This is a genomic window from Mobilitalea sibirica (assembly GCF_015999265.1).
Taxonomy (GTDB): Bacteria; Bacillota; Clostridia; order Lachnospirales; family Lachnospiraceae; genus Mobilitalea; species Mobilitalea sibirica.
Map to the genome: position 1 here is coordinate 69209 of NZ_JAEAGR010000010.1, position 18607 is coordinate 87815.

Consider the following 18607-nt stretch of genomic DNA (forward strand, 5'->3'; position numbering starts at 1 on the left):
GCTACAAATGCATGTACTTGGCGTGATGGGAGATATATTCCAGGCACTACGCAAGATATAAGGCAAGGGGTATTTGAAGATTTAGGTCAATGCGTCGGTGTTATGATATTTAATCTGACATCTATACGAAATCAATACCAGGACTATTACCCGACAAGTGCGTCCCTTGCACTTACACGAACAGGAGCTGGTGCCTGGGGTAGCGAGCGCACGATGACGCTTTATGCTGGAAACCAAACAGGTATCCCGTCTTTGAGCTCTTCAACGAATATAAATGCTCCTCGTCCAACCAAAGTAAGTTCTGCCTACAATTATGATATCTCTGCAGGGCAGGGTGATAAAATAATAAATATTTCAACGGCATTGATTGATTCCATAGGAAGTGGAGCTAGTAATTGCCTTTTTATAGATGCAGGGTCGAGCACAACTCATTACATGTCTTTTATGGGGAGAAACGACCTTACAAAGATTGTACTAACAGTTAACTGGGAAAGCCGTACGACTGCAGCTAGTGCACCAACGTCATGTTCACTTAGTAGTACACTAGCCGAGGGTAATGTAACCCTATCCTGGAGTGGTGCTAAAGCCGGAACAAATAATGATATATCATCCTATGAAATTCAGTACAGCGATTCAACAAATAACTCTACTTGGGGGAGTTGGACAGCGCTTACTGTTATTAATTCTACTGTTACTAGCGGAAGTTTGTCAGTCTCTCCTCCATCTACCAGAGGAAACTTTCGAAGATTTCGTATCCGTACACGTGGTACCGCAGGTAGTTCCTATTACTCGGGATGGAAGATCTCGTCAAATACCGTTAGGAAGAATACGCTGCCATCTGCTCCTACAACAGCAATAGCCTCACCTGAAATTCACAGCAATGAGACTATAACACTAACTTGGTCTGGAGCAGCAGGAGGAACAAGTGCAATTAAAGGCTATCAGATTTCAAGCCGAACATCCACTGATAACAATACATGGAGTGAATGGGATGAACTCATAACACTTAATCTTAATGCCAGTAGTGGTAGTTATAATCCCGTAGTAACTAATATTTCAGGAACCTATACGCAGTTTCGCATTAGAACCGTTGATGTTCTCGGGGCTATTTCAACAGAGAAAATCAGCAATAGTATTTTATGTAATATTACAGCTTGTGGTGAACCAACCGTATTTTCTTTAAGTACCACTGTAGCTGAAGGAAGTCTTACGCTTTCTTGGAATGGAGCGACAGCGGGAGCTGGCAATGCAATTATAGGTTATGAGATGGAGTTTAGCGATTCTAGTGATGATAGCACTTGGGGTATATGGAGTTCGCTTAAAATAGTGATGACATCTGGAAACAATGGATCAACGAGCGCGTCTCCTCCATCAACACGTGGGTATTATCGAAGGTTCAGAATTCGTACACTGGGAACAGCAGGTAGTAATTATTATTCTAATTGGAAGACCTCAGCAAACAGTGTTCGTAAAAATATTCTACCAACACCACCTTCGATCTTAACGGTTTCGCCGACTTTATATGAAACTCCAACTGTAGCAATAAATTGGAGTGGAACGCTACCTGGTACCAGTCCAATCAAACATTATGTAATTCAACGCAGTACTTCATTTATGGGTAATCCACCATGGTCATCATACGAAACATTGGCAACGATTGCATCTAGTGAAACATCTGGTACTTACGTAGCGGAAGCATCAAATTTGCCTGGTACATCAACAAGATATCGTATCAGTGTTACAGATACACTCGATGCAGTTTCTGCTTATGTAACTAGTAATATAGTTAGGAAAAACAGTCCTCCCACAGCACCTAAAATCGAATGCCCAATATCTGGCAGAACAACATTCAATAGAACACCACGATTTATGATCACAACGGGTATAGAGCCGGATGGTCAGACGCAGATTGTTGAAGTAAGACTTAACTCGGGTGCGTGGTATAGCAGTGTTAATAATCCTGAGATGTTCTCTACTAATGGCTATGTTGGAGATAACACAAAAACGGTATTTAAAGCACCAACGTTATCATACGGAAGTCATATGGTGACCATTCGGTGCTTGGATAGTGACTTGATGACATCAAGTGCTGAGATTGTAAAAACATTCAATGTTCAGCCATCACCTTTTGAGTTAATTATGGCAAATGTAACTACGGTTAAGGCAACGCATATTAATGCTCTTCGTACGGCTGTTAATACCATTCGTGAATTCCACTGTCTGCCTCCGATTGTATGGGGAGAAGAAATCATTTCTTCAAAAACCACAATAGAAAGGTGGCCACAACACATAGAAGAGCTTCGCGCTGCACTTGAACCGGTTATCACTAAAATTAATGAGTTTGATGATACATCTACTTTTGACATACCACCAGTAGAATGGATATCTTTTGGTATAGGAAGGCCAAAGGCAGACGTAATGACACAGCTACAAGAATTGATACTGATATTATAATGTTATAGCGCTCTTGATAACCAGGGGCGCTTTTTGTTGCAAAAATAAGATTGGAGGATTAGAGAATGAAAGAGATATGGAACAAGATACAAGCAGCATTGACGATCGCTGGAGGGTTTGTTGGTTGGTTTCTAGGTGGTTTTGATGGCTTTCTCTATGCGCTCATTACCTTTGTTGTAATTGATTATATAACGGGCGTGTTATGTGCAATCATTGATAAAAACCTTTGCAGTAAAATAGGAGCTAGAGGCATCTTTAAAAAGGTGCTTATTTTTGTATTGGTAGGTGTGGCGCATGTGCTAGATACAAATGTTTTAGGAGTTGTAGGTAATACAGATACAAATGTTCTGCGTACAGCAGTGATTTTCTTTTACTTAAGTAATGAAGGAATTTCTATTCTCGAAAATGCAGCTCACATCGGATTGCCTATCCCGGAAAAACTTAAGGATGTACTAAAACAACTGCATAAGCGAGAAGAGGACGGTTCGCAGGAGGAAAAATAATGATTGATTTAACGAAAGTAGCAACAGTGTTCATTGGTCGGCGCGGTGAGCATCACTATAGAAATATTGAATTTGATGTATCTAACCTATTGGAAGATAAATACTCTGGAGCATCATTAAATGCTATTTACAAAAGACCAGATGGAATTGCATATCCGGTGGTTACAAATTATGTTGATGGTGTCCTAACATGGTCACCAAGTGCAACAGATACAGTACTTGTCAGTGTTGGGCGGTTGGAAATAAGAGTTACAGACGGTGATGTGGTAGGAAAAAGCGTTCGAGTTTTAACTGTAGTCGAGGATGCTTTTGTAGACGGGATTGCCGAGCCACCGGAACCTCCTGCACAAGAATGGCTAAATCAAGTCCTATCGGCATTATCCGCACTAGATGTTGATGAAATAAATAGTCTACTTAATCTCATCTATGGCTTGCTAAATAACAACTATGATTTATTAAACACCACTCATGAACGATTAAATGATACCTATGGTCTGCTTACCACTGCGTACGATTTAGTTGATGATAACTATGAACTTCTAACTACTATTCACAATCGGCTAGAGGATAATTTACACTGTTAAATACTACACATGGTCTATTAAATGATAACTATAATTTGCTTAACACTACGCATGGTCTAATACAGGATATGCGTGACACATTATACACGCGAACTGGTATTCTTCCCAACCATTTGCATCCGATAGAAACTGCTACAGAACCGGATTTAATTAGCCGAAGAGGAGTCATCACCTTTGCAAGCATAAATATTGGCAACAACGTAGTAATCGGCACGGTGACATATACCTTTGTTATAGCTTTGGGCAGCCCTGCTGCAAACAATGTGCAGGTACTAATCCAAGGTACCCTTCGCAATACTGTCAAGAAACTTGCAGAAGCTATAAGGGGCATCCAAGATGTAGCAAACATTGTTTATGGTTCGGGAACATCGCCAAATCCGGCTTGCACAGCTTATTGGACGAGTCGGATTTTTTCCATAGGTGATATTACCATTCCTTCTGGAGAGAGCCTGTTTTTATTGGAAAGAGCGGAAAATGCGACGTTACCATTGGCGCTTACATCTACTGCAACTGCTACAATCAACGCATTCACCAGAGCAAGCTATTTAAGATATGTTCTTAACGGTAATGTTACCGGAGCAGGCGGTTCTAATAGTGTTCGGGGACCTTTACAAACATTATTGCCCATTGGTAGCGTAGTTATAGGAGGACAGGACGGATTGCTTTATCCAACGGCTTATGATTGTCATTTGGTTACCCTTTGCCGTCAATCGGATACAAGTGAAAAAGAATTAGATTTATATATCTCAAATGATGAAGTGAACTTTACTAGAATATCACGCAGCACACCGATCGGTGCTGATAGTTCAAACGCTGGGTTGCATACTGATATTCAAATGCGTCAAGGCCGAGTACCTTCTGGTTATGGGCTGTATATCAGTATGGGAAGTGATGGTACATCGGCTAGTGCTTACTGTGATCTGAAATTTACCTATCATCTGTACCCATTAACTTTACCAGCCAATTAAAAATTATGAGGTGATAATATTGAATTTGTATAAATTGATACTTACGAAAAACGCCTGTTATAAAGCAGGTAAAACCATAATACCAAAAGGAATCATGGTTCACTCCACTGGAGCAAGTAACCCATGGCTTAAACGTTATGTTGGTCCTGATGATGGACTCCTTGGCAAGAACCAATACAATAACCACTGGAATCAGGATAAACCAGGTGGAAAGCAAGTTTGTGTCCATGCCTTTATTGGTAAGCTGGCGGATGGCTCGATAGCTACCTACCAAACGTTACCTTGGAACCACCGTGGATGGCATTGTAGTAGTGGATGGAAAGGGTCAGGTAATGATACACATATCAGTTTTGAGATTTGTGAGGATAACTTAACCGATAAAACATACTTTCGTAAAGTGTTTAATGAAGCAATAGAACTTTGCGTGTATCTTTGCAAGCTATATGGTCTGAATGAAAATAATATCATCTGTCACAGTGAAGGATATAAACTCGGTATAGCCAGTAACCATGCAGATGTGATGCACTGGTTTCCAAGACATGGTGAGACCATGGACTCTTTTAGAAATGCAGTAAAAGATGGGCTTATGGCAGAAGAGGAGAAGGAAGAAAAGAAATACTACCGGGTTCAGGTCGGTGCTTTTACTTCTAAATCTAATGCTGAAGACTTGCTAGTCAAAGCTAAGAAGGCAGGATTTGTTGACGCTTATATAAAATATATTTGATTACATTAACACCCGAGGAGTTAATTAAACCACTTCGGGTTATTTTTATGCTCTTTAGGGAGACAATTGTAAAGCCTTACTAATTATCGACGGCTTATTCAACATATAGTAGATTTTTTTGTTCAATAGCGTATCATTATGTGTTAAAATAATAGCAGTAATAATGGTATCTCGTAAATTTAAAATTTTGCTGTGGGGGATAAATATGGATGAACATAAAATTATTAGTCTAATCAAAGCTTCGGGGCATTTGCCACAAATACCGAAAGACTTCGGTGAAATATTAAAAATGCTTTTAGAACCTGTTGAATATAATATAGACCAATGTGTTGAGAATTTCTCACGTTTTCCTCAATTAGAAGTTGCTCTGATACAGGTACTGAATTATAATTCTAAATTAAATCGTGAAATAAAGACGGTTAAAGATGCTATAAACTATTTGGGAGCTAAAAATGCAAAAATCATAGCAATATCTTATGTTACAAGATTGTTATTACCAGATAATAAGGGAAGAGCAAAGCTCTTCAAAAATAACCAATATTGGAAACATTGTATTGGAACATCACTTGCTGCCTATATGATCACAGATGAAACTAAATTATGTAATAAAGATAAAATGTTTACCTATGGATTAATTCATGATATTGGAATAACGGTATTGGATATTTGTTTGCCAGATTATTTAGATAAAATTTATGAGTTACAACTAAAAGGAATACATCAAATTGTAGCAGAAAAAATAGTTCTAAATGGATTAACGCACGCAGAGGTTGGTATGTGGATATGTAAAGAATGGGGCTTACCCGATGAAATAGTAGAAGTGGTTGGTTTTCATCATTCGCCATTGCTTGCTGCAGAAAAATATGTAGATGAAGTTAAAATAATGCATTTGGCTGATTCTATCAGTACAAATTACTATGAAAAATTATTAGGTAATGATACTACTTTCATTTATGCTGATAAAATAATGGAAGCATTAAATGTTGATAATGTATTTATTGATAATATTATAAAGAAACTGCCATCTGAAATTGGTAAATTGAGTAGAAGGATTATATTGTAATTCCTATTATAATAAATTCAATAAATTAGTGTTTCGCCACGTGGAGACCGTTTCTCTGCTAGAAGCACAGTAAAAGTGAGACTTCAGATATTCATATAGAAGAAGAGAAGCAAGAAAAGAAAGCCAACGCTGAAACAATGCTTGCCAGGATCAAGTATACTGGATTTGACGATGCAAGCATTAAAATAGAATAGTCTACTGTTAAAGCCGCTGGGTGATTTATTTCACATGGCGGCTATTTTTTTGTGAAAATTTCCGTCCAAATCAATAATTTCTGTCCTTAGGAAGTTAGAGGGGTAATTCCTCAACGATTGGAGGTGCTATATCAATGACGAAAGAACAGAAATTACAAATTGCAAAACTACGTGCTGAAGGATACGGATATATTAGAATTGCTCAAGCGCTTGGTGTTTCAGAGAATACTGTAAAGTCTTTTTGTAGAAGAAACAATTTAACGGGTAAGGCAATAGTGGATACAGCAAAAATTCAAGTGCACGTAGCTGATGGAATACACTTTTGTAAGCAATGTAGTGTTTCTGTAGAACAAAACCTAGGTAGAAAAGAGAAGAAGTTTTGCTCTGATAAGTGCAGAATGGAATGGTGGAACAACAATCTTGATAGGGTAAAGCGAAAAGCTGTGTATGAATTTACCTGTCCTCACTGCAAAACGCAATTTAAGGTCTATGGTAATTCCAATAGGAAGTATTGTAGTCATGAATGCTATGTGGCTGACCGATTTGGAGGTGGCAAGGATGAATGATGAACAGTTTCGGAATGAAATGCTGTATCAAACCACAATGCGTCTTGCAAAGGACCTCTTAAAACAAGGAGTTATTAATAAGGAAGAGTATAGGCTAATTGATACAATTTTTACCCAAAAATACAGTCCATCTTTGGGTTGTTTATTTTCCGACATTAACTTGATAAGTATTTGATAGTACGGGAAAATGTATCACTGACAAGGAGGAATTTTATGCTGAAAATAAGAAAAATCGAGCCATCTCTTCCAAGTATAGAGAAAAGAAAAAGGGTGGCTGCATATGCCAGAGTATCTATGGACAGCGAGCGATTACTTCATTCTCTGTCAGCACAGATTAGTTATTACAGTTCCTTAATTCAGAAGAATACTGAATGGGAATATGTAGGAGTATACGTCGATGAAGGAATAACAGGAACTGATACAAAAAACCGTATAGAGTTCAACAGATTGATGCTTGATTGTGAAGCTGGGAAGATTGATATTGTGCTTGTAAAGTCGATCAGCCGATTTGCAAGAAATACTGTAGACCTCCTCGAGACGGTTCGACATTTGAAGGATATCGGTGTTGAAATCAGATTTGAGCGAGAGAATATTTCTACATTTTCAGGAGATGGAGAATTACTCCTCACACTTCTGGCATCTTTTGCTCAGGAAGAAAGTGAGAGTATATCAAGAAATGAGAAGTGGGCAATTAAAAAGAAGTTCGAGAAAGGTGAACCAAATACATCACTTCGCACTTTTGGCTATGACTGGGATGCAGAAACTGGCAAGTGCACTATAAATGAAGAAGAAGCCGTTTGGGTTCGTTATATTTACAATCAATACTTAAACGGAGCCTCTATAAAAGGTCTTGCCAAGGATCTCGCAGAGAAAGATGTTACAGCCTTAAGAGGGCAATCGTTAGGAAGAACTACAATCAGACGGATTCTCACTAGTGAAACTTATGTAGGTGATATGATTTTACAAAAATACTTTTCTCCAAGGATACAAAAACCGACAGTTAATAAAGGAGAGGTTCCAAAGTACATGGTTTCTAATGCACATGAAGCAATCGTTAGCCGTGAAGACTTCGAAGCGGTTCAGGAAAGGCTTAACAATAGGGCAAGAACAGCTACCAACGCAGGATACGAAAAGACATTCTTTGCTGGAATGGTTAGATGTGGACAGTGCGGATACGCATGCAACCATGTTGAACGTAGCAATCATAAAGGGCGTTATATTCATATAGAATGCAACAATCGGAAAATAAAGGAGTGTGATTTACTGCCAATCAGGGAGTATGAACTGAAGGAGATTATGGAAGGCATTCTTGGAAAAAGAGACAACCTAGAAAAAATCGTAATGTATGATGACCATATCGAATTTTGTTTAAAAGGCGGTAAGGTCAAAAACTACATAAGACAGTATCCCAAGGGTGGTTATAACAAGCATTGTTTTTCAAGAAAAGTACAATGCGGAGAATGCAGAAGCATATTTGTTAGAATGAATTGCTCCAGGAAGGGATACGACAAGTGCTGGATGTGTGCAGCTAAGAAAACTGATAAAGATACCTGTTCCATAAAGTACATCACAGAAGATGAGCTTATAAAGGCGAGCATCAACATTCTTGGATCGGATGACAACTATGAAATGAGATTCTATTGCGAGATTGAAAAGGCTGCGGTATTCAATGACCGGGTAGATTTCTTTTTCAAGAAGGGAGATGTAAAGATATGGCAAAGAGAGTAATGGTTATCCCGGCATCCTTAAGACAATTTACAGCAGAGCCCATCAATACGAGAAATAAAAGAAAGACTGCTGGATATGCTCGTGTTTCTACCGATAGTGAGGAACAGGCAACAAGCTATGAAGCCCAAATGGATTATTACCAAGAATACATTAAAAGCCGTGAAGATTGGGAATTTGTAGGAATGTATAGTGATGAAGGTATCACAGCAACTAACACCAAACACCGAGACGGCTTTAATCAGATGGTTGAAGATGCTCTGGCAGGTAAGATTGATCTAATCATTACCAAGTCAGTCAGCAGATTTGCTCGAAACACCGTAGATTCGCTTACAACGGTGCGAAAACTGAAAGAACACGGGGTTGAGATTTATTTCGAGAAGGAAAATATCTGGACGCTTGATGCCAAGGGAGAGCTTCTAATCACAATAATGTCTTCGTTGGCACAAGAGGAAAGTCGTAGCATTTCAGAAAATACAACTTGGGGGCAGAGAAAGAGATTTGCAGATGGTCGGGCTAGTGTTGCTTATAAAAATTTCCTCGGTTATGAAAAGGGTTTCAAGATAAATGAAGAAGAAGCAGAAACGATAAGGTTAATTTATAAATGGTTTCTTGAGGGGCATTCATCATTTGCTATTGCAAGGAAGTTAACAGACAGAGGAATTCCAACGCCAATGCATAAGAAAAAATGGCATGCTAGTGTGGTTACGAATATTCTCAAGAATGAGAAATACAAAGGGGATGCCCTTTTACAGAAGTATTATACTACAGACTTCCTTACTAAAAAGCTTAAGAAGAATGAAGGAGAAATTCAACAGTATTATGTTGAAGGTCACCACGAAGCAATCATATCTCCTGCAGTGTTCGATCTAGTACAAGCCGAGCTTCTCAGAAGAAACAGTTCGAGCAGCAAGCACAGCGGTGTTAGTATTTTTTCATCCAAAATAAAGTGTGGAGATTGTGGCAGTTGGTTCGGTTCTAAGATATGGCATTCTAATGACAAGTACCGTAAAGTGATATTTCAATGCAACAATAAATTTAAGGGCAAGTGTAAATGCACCACGCCACATCTTACCGAACAGCAGATAAAGAATATCTTCTTATCGGCTTTCAATAAGCTGATGCCGGAAAAGAATGAGATATTAGGTAATATGGAGATTATTATCCAAACCCTGTGCGATAACAAATCTCTTGAGGAGCAAGTCAGAGACTTGGAGAATGAGATTGCGATACTTGTAGAGATGACTCAAGACCTCATTAGACAGAATGCACATATAGCGCAGAACCAGGAAGAGTACCAGAAACACTACGAAGGCATGATTGAGAAGTACGAATCTAAAAAAGAAGAGTATGATGGCTTACAGATGAAAATTAGTGAAAGAAATGCAAAGGCAGAAATCCTTAGAAAATACGCTTCTTGTCTTGCAGAGCAGAAATATGCTCTTATAGAATTCGATGGTAGCCTTTGGAGCGGATTGGTGGATTTTGTAACGGTCTATAATAAAAAAGATATCAGAGTTACATTTAAGGATGGAACGGAAATCACAGTATAATAGGCAAAATATTGACTGGGGAATCCCCGATCTTTATTTGTAGCCTGAAAGGCTTTATGAAAAGGTTACAGAAACAGGAACAGCTGATTGATGAATTTGACAAGAGCCTTTGGAGTAGCCTTGTAGATTTCATAACAGTATTTAATAAGGAATATATACGTATCACCTTCAAGAATTGAATGGTAATAAAAAGATTAAAGTGAGGTTTATGTAATGCTATTATAAAAGTTCCCAATTTGCGAAGCATTTTGTGCATTTTGAGCAAATTGGGAATAAGAGCATATAATTAATTTACAATTTTATTGAATTGGTAACTTAATAATGTTGAAAGTTGCAGCAATGATTGAAAATAGCGGCTGATAATAGCTTCGTAAATTCCAAAAATTTGTAGCTACTAAATCATAATCAAGGATAACGTCATCTGATGCCTTTATTCTTCGGGCATCTATAAACCATACTATATGTTGTTCATTACCTCCTTCTGAAGTCTTATCATAATAAACATACGGTGTTTGAGATACTTCATCAAATTGAATTACTGCTTTTTGTCCATATGCTAAATTAATTACAGAATTAAGTGACATTAAATTTGCTGTTGAGCCAGGCTTATGTGGAATAATCCAATCTATCCCAATTAGAGGTTCTCCAAAAGAAATTAGTTCAGGTGAAACGTTGCTAATAATATTTTCAATAAAAGAGCTTATTAATGAAATATTGCTTACAGGTGCTGGTGGCTGTATACGCTTAATCCAAATATTTTCTAAGAAGATTATCCTATCAACAAATAAACTTATACTATTATAATTAAGATTTAAATCAGTGTAATCATTAGAAGTGATAGTTATCTTAAAAATGTATCCCTCATTTCTTAATATTGCTGATATCTTTTCAATGATATTAAGGTATATACTTTGATTGTAATGAGTTATATTACTAATTATTAAATTAGCTCCCATATATCCTTTATACCTTAAAATATGAAGCACTTCATTAATCAATTTTTCTTGCAATTCATTATCCAATAATAACTCATAAAGAAACTCGGTATTTATTTCCCCTGATGGTGAAAGTGCAGAAATCGCTAATAAAGGAATTGTATCATATTGCTTTGCCATTTTAATTATAGTAGTATCATCAAAATCACTAATTAAACCGAAGTTATCATCAACAATTCGATAGTCATAAATAGAAATGTATGTCAAATAAGGCAAGCCTTATTTTTTTGCCTTCCTTTGATGAGGGGATTTGGGGTGTAATGGTTGAGTATGTAACAGTATTTATAAGAAGAAAGTGATTTATACTTTTAAAGGTGGAATTGAGATCATAATTAATTCATATACTAATAATGAATATATTTTAGGGTGTTAGTATGATTATTCATGTAGTGCAATCTGGTGAGTCAACGAATGAAATAGCTAAGAAATATGGCGTATCAGAGGAGAGGTTAATATTAGATAATGAAATACAAAACCCACATAATTTGGCTATTGGAGAAACTCTGATTATCTTAATCCCTCAAGTGACTCATATTGTTCAAGAAGGGGATACATTATACGGGATAGCGAATTTATATGGGATTACAGTGTTGCAATTATTGAGAAACAATCCGTATCTTTCAGGTAGGAATTATATTTATCAGGGAGAAATTATTGTTATTAGTTACGAGAACGAAAAAGTAGGTAAACTTTCTACCTATGGTTATGCTTATCCATATATAAATACAGATGTTTTAAAAAAGACATTACCTTTTTTAACATATATTACAGTTTATAGTTATTCTTTTACTGATGAAGGAAGAATTAATGATATTGATGATAAAAAGATAATTGAACTAGCGAAGCACTACCAAGTAGCGCCTATTATGATGTTAAATGCAGTAGATATTAACCAAATCAGTGAAAGTAATGTTATGCAGAATTTATTAATGAGTCAAGAGAGCCAGGAACAATTGATTTATAATGTGCTTAATATTTTAAAGTCAAAGGGATATTATGGCGTTAATATTAATGTACCATATATTTTTCCGCAAAATAGAGGTAATTACGTAGATTTTATTAGTAAACTTTCAAGTGCATTAAAGAATGAAGGATATACAATTGTATTTAATACATTGAGTCTAAGTTCATTTGAAATAATGACTGGTATTGTATATGAGGGTTTTGAGTATTCAAGACTTATTCAATATATAGATGGTTTATTTTTAATGACATATGAATGGGGCAATTATATTGGAATCCCTACTGGTATTATATCTTTTCAGAATATTAAAAAATATGTTCGTAATATGGCAGAAATATTTCCGACAGAAAGGATGTGGATAGGTTTACCAATTCTCGGATATCTATGGGAATTACCTTTTATCCTTGGAGTATCAAAAGGACTAGTAATTACTAGTAATGCAGCAGTAGAATTATCTAAAAATGTGGGTGCTACAATAAATTATGATGAAGTATCCGAAACTGCATATTTTCAATATATACTAGATAGAGAATATATTGTACGGTTTAGAGATGCTCGAAGTATTAATGCATATATAAATTTAGTAAATGAAACTGGGTTAAATGGAATCTCGATCTGGAATATAATGCAATTTTATCCTCAGCTATGGTTAGTAGTAAATTCTCTTTATGAAATAAATAATATTTATGAAGACAATGATAATGTTTAAATCACTATTAACAATCTGGCCATAGATTTAATATATGGAATACGTGTTCAAATTCAGTTTTATCTTAGAGATTTTTAAAAATTGCAGATGGGGATAGAAGCATTAATTCTGTTCTCTCAGCCGTAAACATAGTAATGCACACTGTGCGGTATCGTTAAACCGTGGGGTGTGCATTTTTTTGCCCTAAGGGGGTTCATCGTTTAATTGTATCAATATCGTTGCCCTAATGAATAGTTATGGACATCCTCACGATGAGGTTTTAGAGAGGTTAAAGGAAACAAAGACTCAGGTTAAAATTACATATGAGAGTGGGGCTATTATAATAAAGACAGATGGGAAGAGGATGGAGATAAGTGATTATATAAAAGAATAGGCTGACAACGGGATGGGCTGACAACGGGACGGCTGACAACGGGACGGGGTTATTGACACTGATAAATAATTTACCATGGAGGTGTTTTTTTGCCAAGAGTAGCAAGGATTAAAAGCAATAGTGGAATATACCATATCATTATGAGAGGAATAAATCGACAAACTATATTTGAAGTTGAAGAAGATTACGAAAGGTTTATTCAAACAATGCAAAGATACAGAGAGATATGTGAATATAAGATATATGCTTATTGCTTAATGGGTAATCATTTGCATTTATTGCTAAAAGAAGGAAAGGAACCACTAGAGACAGTCATGAGAAGAATATGTGGTAGTTATGTCTTTTGGTATAACAAAAAATATGGAAGGGTGGGGTACTTGTTTCAAGATCGGTTTAAGAGCGAACCTATTGAAGAGGATGAGTATTTTCTCACTGTACTTAGATATATTTTTCAAAATCCTTTAAAGGCATGTATGGTTACTAAAATTGAAAATTATAAATGGAGTAACTATATTGACTATATTCGAGGAAGTAATCAGACTGAGATAGACTTTGTGCTGAATACTTTGAATACAAATAGAGAACAAGCAATAAGGCGATTTATTGAGATTATAAACAAGGACAACGATGATGAATGTCTGGATATATTGGAAAAACAGCGGTTAACAGACGATGATGCAAGAAATATAATAAAGAGACATTGCCAAATTGACCATGTCATAGATATACAAAAATTTGATAAAGTTAAAAGGAATATGTATTTAAATGACCTGAAGGAGAGGTATGGCTTATCAATTAGACAAATTGAAAGATTGACTGGAATTAGTAGGGGTGTAATACAAAGAATATGATGTGTCGACAACCCCGTCCCCTTGTCACTCGTGATGTGTCGACAACCCCGTCCCCTTGTCACTCCGTCCCCTTGTCACTCGTCCCTTTGTCACTTACCCTTGTCACTTATATATTATTTAACTTTATATCTAAAACATCTGCAGAAATTTGTTGTTTCTCTAAGATGTGATTGATTCCTTTGGTTATGTCCTCATTATAGATGGAGATAAGATTAACGATTAGTTCATTTTTTGATTTCTGTGGTAATGTATCTAAAGCAGCTGTAATCATTTGGATGGGATAATCCTTCATGTCCATCAACAACTGACCTACTTTACCTAATTTATTATCTTGTTTCGATATATCCTCCAAAAGCTTTGGCAATAAGCTTTCTATTAAGGCGTTATAATTAATTTCATCCAGCAGCAATTCTAATTTTAACATTCACTCACCCCTAACTATATTTTTTCAATATGAAGCTTTTTAATCTTGATCGGTATATTTTCTTTTTTTAGAAGATTGTTTAGCTCTTCTGATATTTTTTCTGAATTATTATCAATTAGGAAAGCTGAGATCTTTTCTTTTGCAGGCAATATGCGAATTCCCGTTTTCACGAAAGAATTATTAAACTGGTCCGGAAGCAATTTATCCGCTAAGGTGTTAAAATCTATTTGATCAACTTTGATGTCAATTTTCAGCATTCGTATCCCCTCCCCGTATCATTTCGTTCTATTATACTATTATATGACAATTTCATGTAATGTAACAGGTGAATAGTCTATTTCATAAAAAAAATATAGAGTTACCCATTTTATCTAAATTGAAACGACGATATGAAACGGATATTTTGTATACGTATCCTTGTTGGCTTATTTATTAAGCAGGCAGACATTTATATGATATGTAGGTAAATGAAATTTTTTGAAACAAAGACTAATAAACTAATGGATTGTCATAGAAAGAGAATTGTTATATGATTTAGTCAACATAATCAATATATATTTGGGATTTTTATTATATGTTTGCTTATTAAAAAGCACATAAGGATGAATATAGATTCAACAATAAAGCGAATAAACTCGCACACTGCGTTATCGGTTTGTCTTATCTAATATGTTAACATCTGGTTATAAAACGTTAGGAGGTATCATAATGGCAACAGTAAAACTAAAAATAGCAGAGTTAAGAAAAGAAAAAGGGGTAGGACAACAGGAATTAGCAGAGGTACTAGGGGTATCTTTTCAATCCGTAAGCAAATGGGAAACAGGTACTACGATGCCAGATATTACACTTTTACCAAATGTAGCAGAATATTTTCAGGTATCTGTAGATGAATTATTGGGTCTGAAACCACTGCGACAGCAGGCATATGTACCGAGAAATACAGACAACCGTGATTATTGGAATGATAAGAAGGGTATGTATAAAAATCGTAAATATTTTTGGAATGATGATTACTTAAGATTTCTTGTGAATGATGTATGGAAGATAGACAAGTCGGTTAATGTGATTGATTTTAGGTGTGGTGAGGGTGATATTGGGATGCAATTACTTGATATGCTACCCGAGGGGAGTTCCTATACAGGAGTTGATAATGAGTATTTTACGAATAATGCAAGGATAAAATATCATAATACTGAATTCAATGCCCAGTTTTTCTCGTCTGATTTATATACCTTTGTAGCAGATAATAAATATGATGTTGCCATAAGTCAGGTGGGATTACGTCATCTGAACAGGCCAAAAGAAATTTTAAAAATAATGAAAGCTTCTGTCAAAAAGGGAGGCCTTATTGTCTGTTTGGACGTGAATCGGGAATTCGAGCAAGACGGACTTTATATTGATGGTATGGATTATGAATATCTTTGTACCGCCTTTGACTTTCATAAGATATGGAAGAAGGAATTGGAATGTGAAGGCAGGGACTATGCGATTGGTATGCGTCTGCCGTTTTATATGAAGCAATTAGGACTACAGGGTATCGATATCCGTATGAATGATAGAATAATATATGTAGATCCCGATATGGTGGATTACGAGGAAATAGTACAGGATTTTATTGAAATTCAAGGTCTTAACCAATCCTTTTCCGTAACGGATCAGGAAAATACAATTGAATATTTTATGAGTCGTGGAGTTGATAGAGCTCAGGTAGAAGCTTATATCACAATGAGAGCAAAATTAGCTGAGTATTTTAAGGATGCAAATACAAAAAAATCTTTTCTTAAAGTTCAGGGTTTACTTGTTACATATGGTCGAACATGACCAAAACTAATAAATATATAAAAGGTTAGAGGTAGTAGAATGTCAAAGAGGGGTTTTGTTCCTGCGGATATACATGAATTTAATGAGGAAAGCCTTATTATATTAAAGAAGGCACAGTCAGATCTTTTGTATCTGCTGGAGCAGGGCTATCCAATCAAAAGTGCCTCTACCTTCGTCGGTAATCATTATATGCTCAGTGAACGCCAGAGACTGGCTATCGTCAGAGCAACGGCAACGAGGGATGTTATCAGTGAAAGAAGGTTGAAGCTGTGTGAACATATTCCGGAAGGGAAGGTGGTATTACTGGATGGGCTAAATCTGATTATTACCTTGGAGGTGGCTTTATCATACTCAACCTTAATTCGTTGTATGGATGGAACGATACGGGACTTGGCAGGGCTTAGAGGGACTTACCGGCTAATTGATAAAACCGATGGTGCAATTTTGTTGATTGGAAACATGCTAAGAAAGATGATGATAGGTCAAGCATGCTTTTATCTGGATTCTCCGGTATCCAATACCGGCAGGCTAAAGATGCGAATTCTTGAGCTGTTAAAGGATTTTCCTTATGAAGTTACAGTGGAACTGGTTCATAATGCAGATGCGATCCTCAATAAGAAGAAGTATGTAATAACCGGAGATTCCATTGTATTAAATCGTTGTAACAGTTGGATTAATCTTGTGGCTCAAATCATCGATGAAGAACTACCGGAACTTAATATTGTGGATTTTGGTATAGATGATTGAACTTATTGTGTATCAGTCTTTTGAATATTTCGAGGAGATCCAAACCCTGCGAACTCCTTGTAAGCTGGTAAAGGTAACTCAGCGCTGTAAGAGGAATTAAGGCTCTTGATCTAAGATTGATAGTACTGATTAATAATTATGGGTTATTACTGATTAATCATATTGGGTTTTGCTTGAATAAATCATTCCTATGTGCTATATTACCCAATAATATTTGTTAAGGAGGGGCTTCCTATGAAGTACTATGTGGTGGATGCATTTACTAAGGAACCGTTTCACGGCAATCCGGCCGGTGTATGTTTACTGGAGGAATGGCTAAGTGATACATTGATGCAAAATATCGCTTATGAGAACAATCTGGCAGAGACAGCTTTCTTGGTGAAAAGGGACGGATATTATGACTTAAGATGGTTTACGCCTGAGGTGGAGATTGATTTATGTGGTCATGCTACATTGGGAAGCGCCTTTGTATTGATGAATTATGTGGATACTACAATGAAACAGGTGAAGTTCCATACGAAAAGCGGGTTACTGAGCGTAAACCGAAACGAAGATATCTTTACATTGGATTTCCCCTCAAGAAAGCCCGTAGCCTGTGCGGTGCCGGATTTATTAGAAAAGGCCTTGGGGGTTAAGGTATTGCAAACTTATAAATCCAGAGATTTGCTTGTTGTAGTGGAAGACGAAGATGCGGTCGCCAATCTTGTTCCGGATTTTTTGATGTTGAAACAGATAAAAGATACGTTCGGATTTATCATTACTGCGAAAGGTAAGGATTGCGATTTCGTCTCAAGATTTTTTGCACCAAATGCTGGAATTGATGAGGACCCGGTTACAGGTTCCTCCCATACAACTTTGATACCATTTTGGAGTAAGAGATTATCTAAGACGGAGCTTTTGGCAAAACAGCTTTCCAAAGAGGAGGAACGCTTTACTGTAAAGATTATGAAGACAGGGTGGAGATAGGAGGATATGCAAACCTTTATCTAAGTGGTGAAATTCGTTGTTAAAATAGAATTTCCCCGATAAAAAACCTGAATCGCTATCTTTCATTTGATATATAGATATAATGAGTTGTTATTCTCTAAATTCTGATCAAAACAGGTTAAGCGAATTTATCAACTCAGATTAAACCACATACATAGATTACGATATAATATATCAAAATTATTTACAGAGCAATAAGGCATGTTCCATGAGTAATTGGACTAAATATAATATTAATGTATGATAATCTGCTTTGAAAGTTTCTAGCTTTTGAGGCGGATTTTTCATATCTATCTTTTATTATCAATCATGAAATGCATGCTACCTCTAAAAAATAATTACCATAAATTCAAATAACTTTTCTTATAATATTGGGTTAGGTGGGATAATTCACATGCCTAT

The 18607-nt window shown here is 36.3% G+C and carries 20 protein-coding genes; 17 read left to right on the forward strand and 3 right to left on the reverse strand.

Annotated features, from left to right (window positions below):
• The first annotated feature begins 213 nt into the window (after nt 1–213).
• The 11 genes from I5677_RS10505 (at nt 214) to I5677_RS17360 (ending at nt 10513) form a co-directional block, all read left to right on the forward strand.
• Complete coding sequence (locus I5677_RS10505) at nt 214–2454, forward strand: fibronectin type III domain-containing protein (protein ID WP_243456560.1); 2241 nt, start codon at nt 214–216, stop codon at nt 2452–2454.
• A gap of 65 nt (nt 2455–2519) precedes the next feature.
• On the forward strand, nt 2520–2957 hold the full coding sequence (locus tag I5677_RS10510) for a phage holin family protein (protein WP_197661539.1): 438 nt from the start codon (nt 2520–2522) through the stop codon (nt 2955–2957).
• A 26-nt stretch (nt 2958–2983) separates the two neighbouring features.
• Nucleotides 2984–3541, forward strand: coding sequence for a hypothetical protein (locus I5677_RS10515; protein WP_243456561.1), 558 nt, complete (start codon nt 2984–2986; stop codon nt 3539–3541).
• 458 nt (nt 3542–3999) lie between these two features.
• Nucleotides 4000–4509: a hypothetical protein gene (locus tag I5677_RS17230; protein ID WP_243456562.1), complete on the forward strand. Its 510-nt coding sequence runs from the start codon at nt 4000–4002 to the stop codon at nt 4507–4509.
• Between the two features lie 19 nt (nt 4510–4528).
• Nucleotides 4529–5233 carry an N-acetylmuramoyl-L-alanine amidase gene (locus tag I5677_RS10525; protein ID WP_197661540.1) on the forward strand — a complete coding sequence of 235 codons (705 nt, stop codon included), beginning with the start codon at nt 4529–4531 and terminating at the stop codon, nt 5231–5233.
• Nucleotides 5234–5438: 205 nt separating this feature from the next.
• Complete coding sequence (locus I5677_RS10530) at nt 5439–6296, forward strand: HDOD domain-containing protein (RefSeq protein ID WP_197661541.1); 858 nt, start codon at nt 5439–5441, stop codon at nt 6294–6296.
• A 328-nt stretch (nt 6297–6624) separates the two neighbouring features.
• Nucleotides 6625–7056 (forward strand): helix-turn-helix domain-containing protein, encoded by a 432-nt coding sequence (locus tag I5677_RS10535; protein WP_197661542.1) that lies wholly within the window; start codon nt 6625–6627, stop codon nt 7054–7056.
• Complete coding sequence (locus I5677_RS10540; protein ID WP_197661543.1) at nt 7049–7231, forward strand: SHOCT domain-containing protein; 183 nt, start codon at nt 7049–7051, stop codon at nt 7229–7231. Before I5677_RS10535 ends, I5677_RS10540 begins: the two co-directional genes overlap by 8 nt.
• Nucleotides 7228–8784 (forward strand): recombinase family protein, encoded by a 1557-nt coding sequence (locus tag I5677_RS10545; protein WP_197661544.1) that lies wholly within the window; start codon nt 7228–7230, stop codon nt 8782–8784. Before I5677_RS10540 ends, I5677_RS10545 begins: the two co-directional genes overlap by 4 nt.
• Complete coding sequence (locus I5677_RS10550) at nt 8769–10334, forward strand: recombinase family protein (protein WP_197661545.1); 1566 nt, start codon at nt 8769–8771, stop codon at nt 10332–10334. Before I5677_RS10545 ends, I5677_RS10550 begins: the two co-directional genes overlap by 16 nt.
• Before the next feature lie 56 nt (nt 10335–10390).
• Nucleotides 10391–10513: a hypothetical protein gene (locus I5677_RS17360; protein WP_279380757.1), complete on the forward strand. Its 123-nt coding sequence runs from the start codon at nt 10391–10393 to the stop codon at nt 10511–10513.
• A 120-nt stretch (nt 10514–10633) separates the two neighbouring features.
• Here I5677_RS17360 and I5677_RS10555 read toward each other — a convergent pair whose 3' ends face one another.
• Nucleotides 10634–11545: a glycoside hydrolase family 18 protein gene (locus I5677_RS10555; protein ID WP_197661546.1), complete on the reverse strand. Its 912-nt coding sequence runs from the start codon at nt 11543–11545 to the stop codon at nt 10634–10636.
• Nucleotides 11546–11703: 158 nt separating this feature from the next.
• Here I5677_RS10555 and I5677_RS10560 point away from each other — a divergent pair, with 158 nt between their 5' ends.
• The 3 genes from I5677_RS10560 to I5677_RS10570 all read left to right on the forward strand — a co-directional run bounded on the left by I5677_RS10560 (nt 11704) and on the right by I5677_RS10570 (nt 14226).
• Nucleotides 11704–13002, forward strand: coding sequence for a LysM peptidoglycan-binding domain-containing protein (locus I5677_RS10560; protein ID WP_197661547.1), 1299 nt, complete (start codon nt 11704–11706; stop codon nt 13000–13002).
• Nucleotides 13003–13228: 226 nt separating this feature from the next.
• Nucleotides 13229–13375 (forward strand): hypothetical protein, encoded by a 147-nt coding sequence (locus tag I5677_RS10565; protein ID WP_197661548.1) that lies wholly within the window; start codon nt 13229–13231, stop codon nt 13373–13375.
• A gap of 89 nt (nt 13376–13464) precedes the next feature.
• Nucleotides 13465–14226, forward strand: coding sequence for a transposase (locus tag I5677_RS10570; protein WP_197661549.1), 762 nt, complete (start codon nt 13465–13467; stop codon nt 14224–14226).
• A gap of 106 nt (nt 14227–14332) precedes the next feature.
• Here the strand turns inward: I5677_RS10570 and I5677_RS10575 are convergent, their stop codons facing one another.
• Complete coding sequence (locus I5677_RS10575) at nt 14333–14650, reverse strand: hypothetical protein (RefSeq protein ID WP_197661550.1); 318 nt, start codon at nt 14648–14650, stop codon at nt 14333–14335.
• Between the two features lie 14 nt (nt 14651–14664).
• A complete protein-coding gene (locus tag I5677_RS10580) occupies nt 14665–14907 on the reverse strand; it encodes a hypothetical protein (RefSeq protein WP_197661551.1) in 243 nt (80 codons plus the stop codon).
• Nucleotides 14908–15358: 451 nt separating this feature from the next.
• Between I5677_RS10580 and I5677_RS10585 the strand changes: the two genes are divergently transcribed.
• From I5677_RS10585 to I5677_RS10595, 3 genes are all read left to right on the forward strand, one after another.
• The gene (locus I5677_RS10585) at nt 15359–16471 is read left to right on the forward strand and encodes a DNA (cytosine-5-)-methyltransferase (protein WP_197661552.1); all 1113 of its coding nucleotides are present in this window, start codon (nt 15359–15361) and stop codon (nt 16469–16471) included.
• A gap of 39 nt (nt 16472–16510) precedes the next feature.
• Nucleotides 16511–17218, forward strand: coding sequence for a DUF434 domain-containing protein (locus I5677_RS10590; RefSeq protein WP_197661553.1), 708 nt, complete (start codon nt 16511–16513; stop codon nt 17216–17218).
• A gap of 234 nt (nt 17219–17452) precedes the next feature.
• Entirely contained in the window at nt 17453–18184 is a 732-nt protein-coding gene (locus I5677_RS10595) for a PhzF family phenazine biosynthesis protein (RefSeq protein WP_330617900.1), read from the forward strand.
• Nucleotides 18185–18607 lie beyond the last annotated feature (423 nt).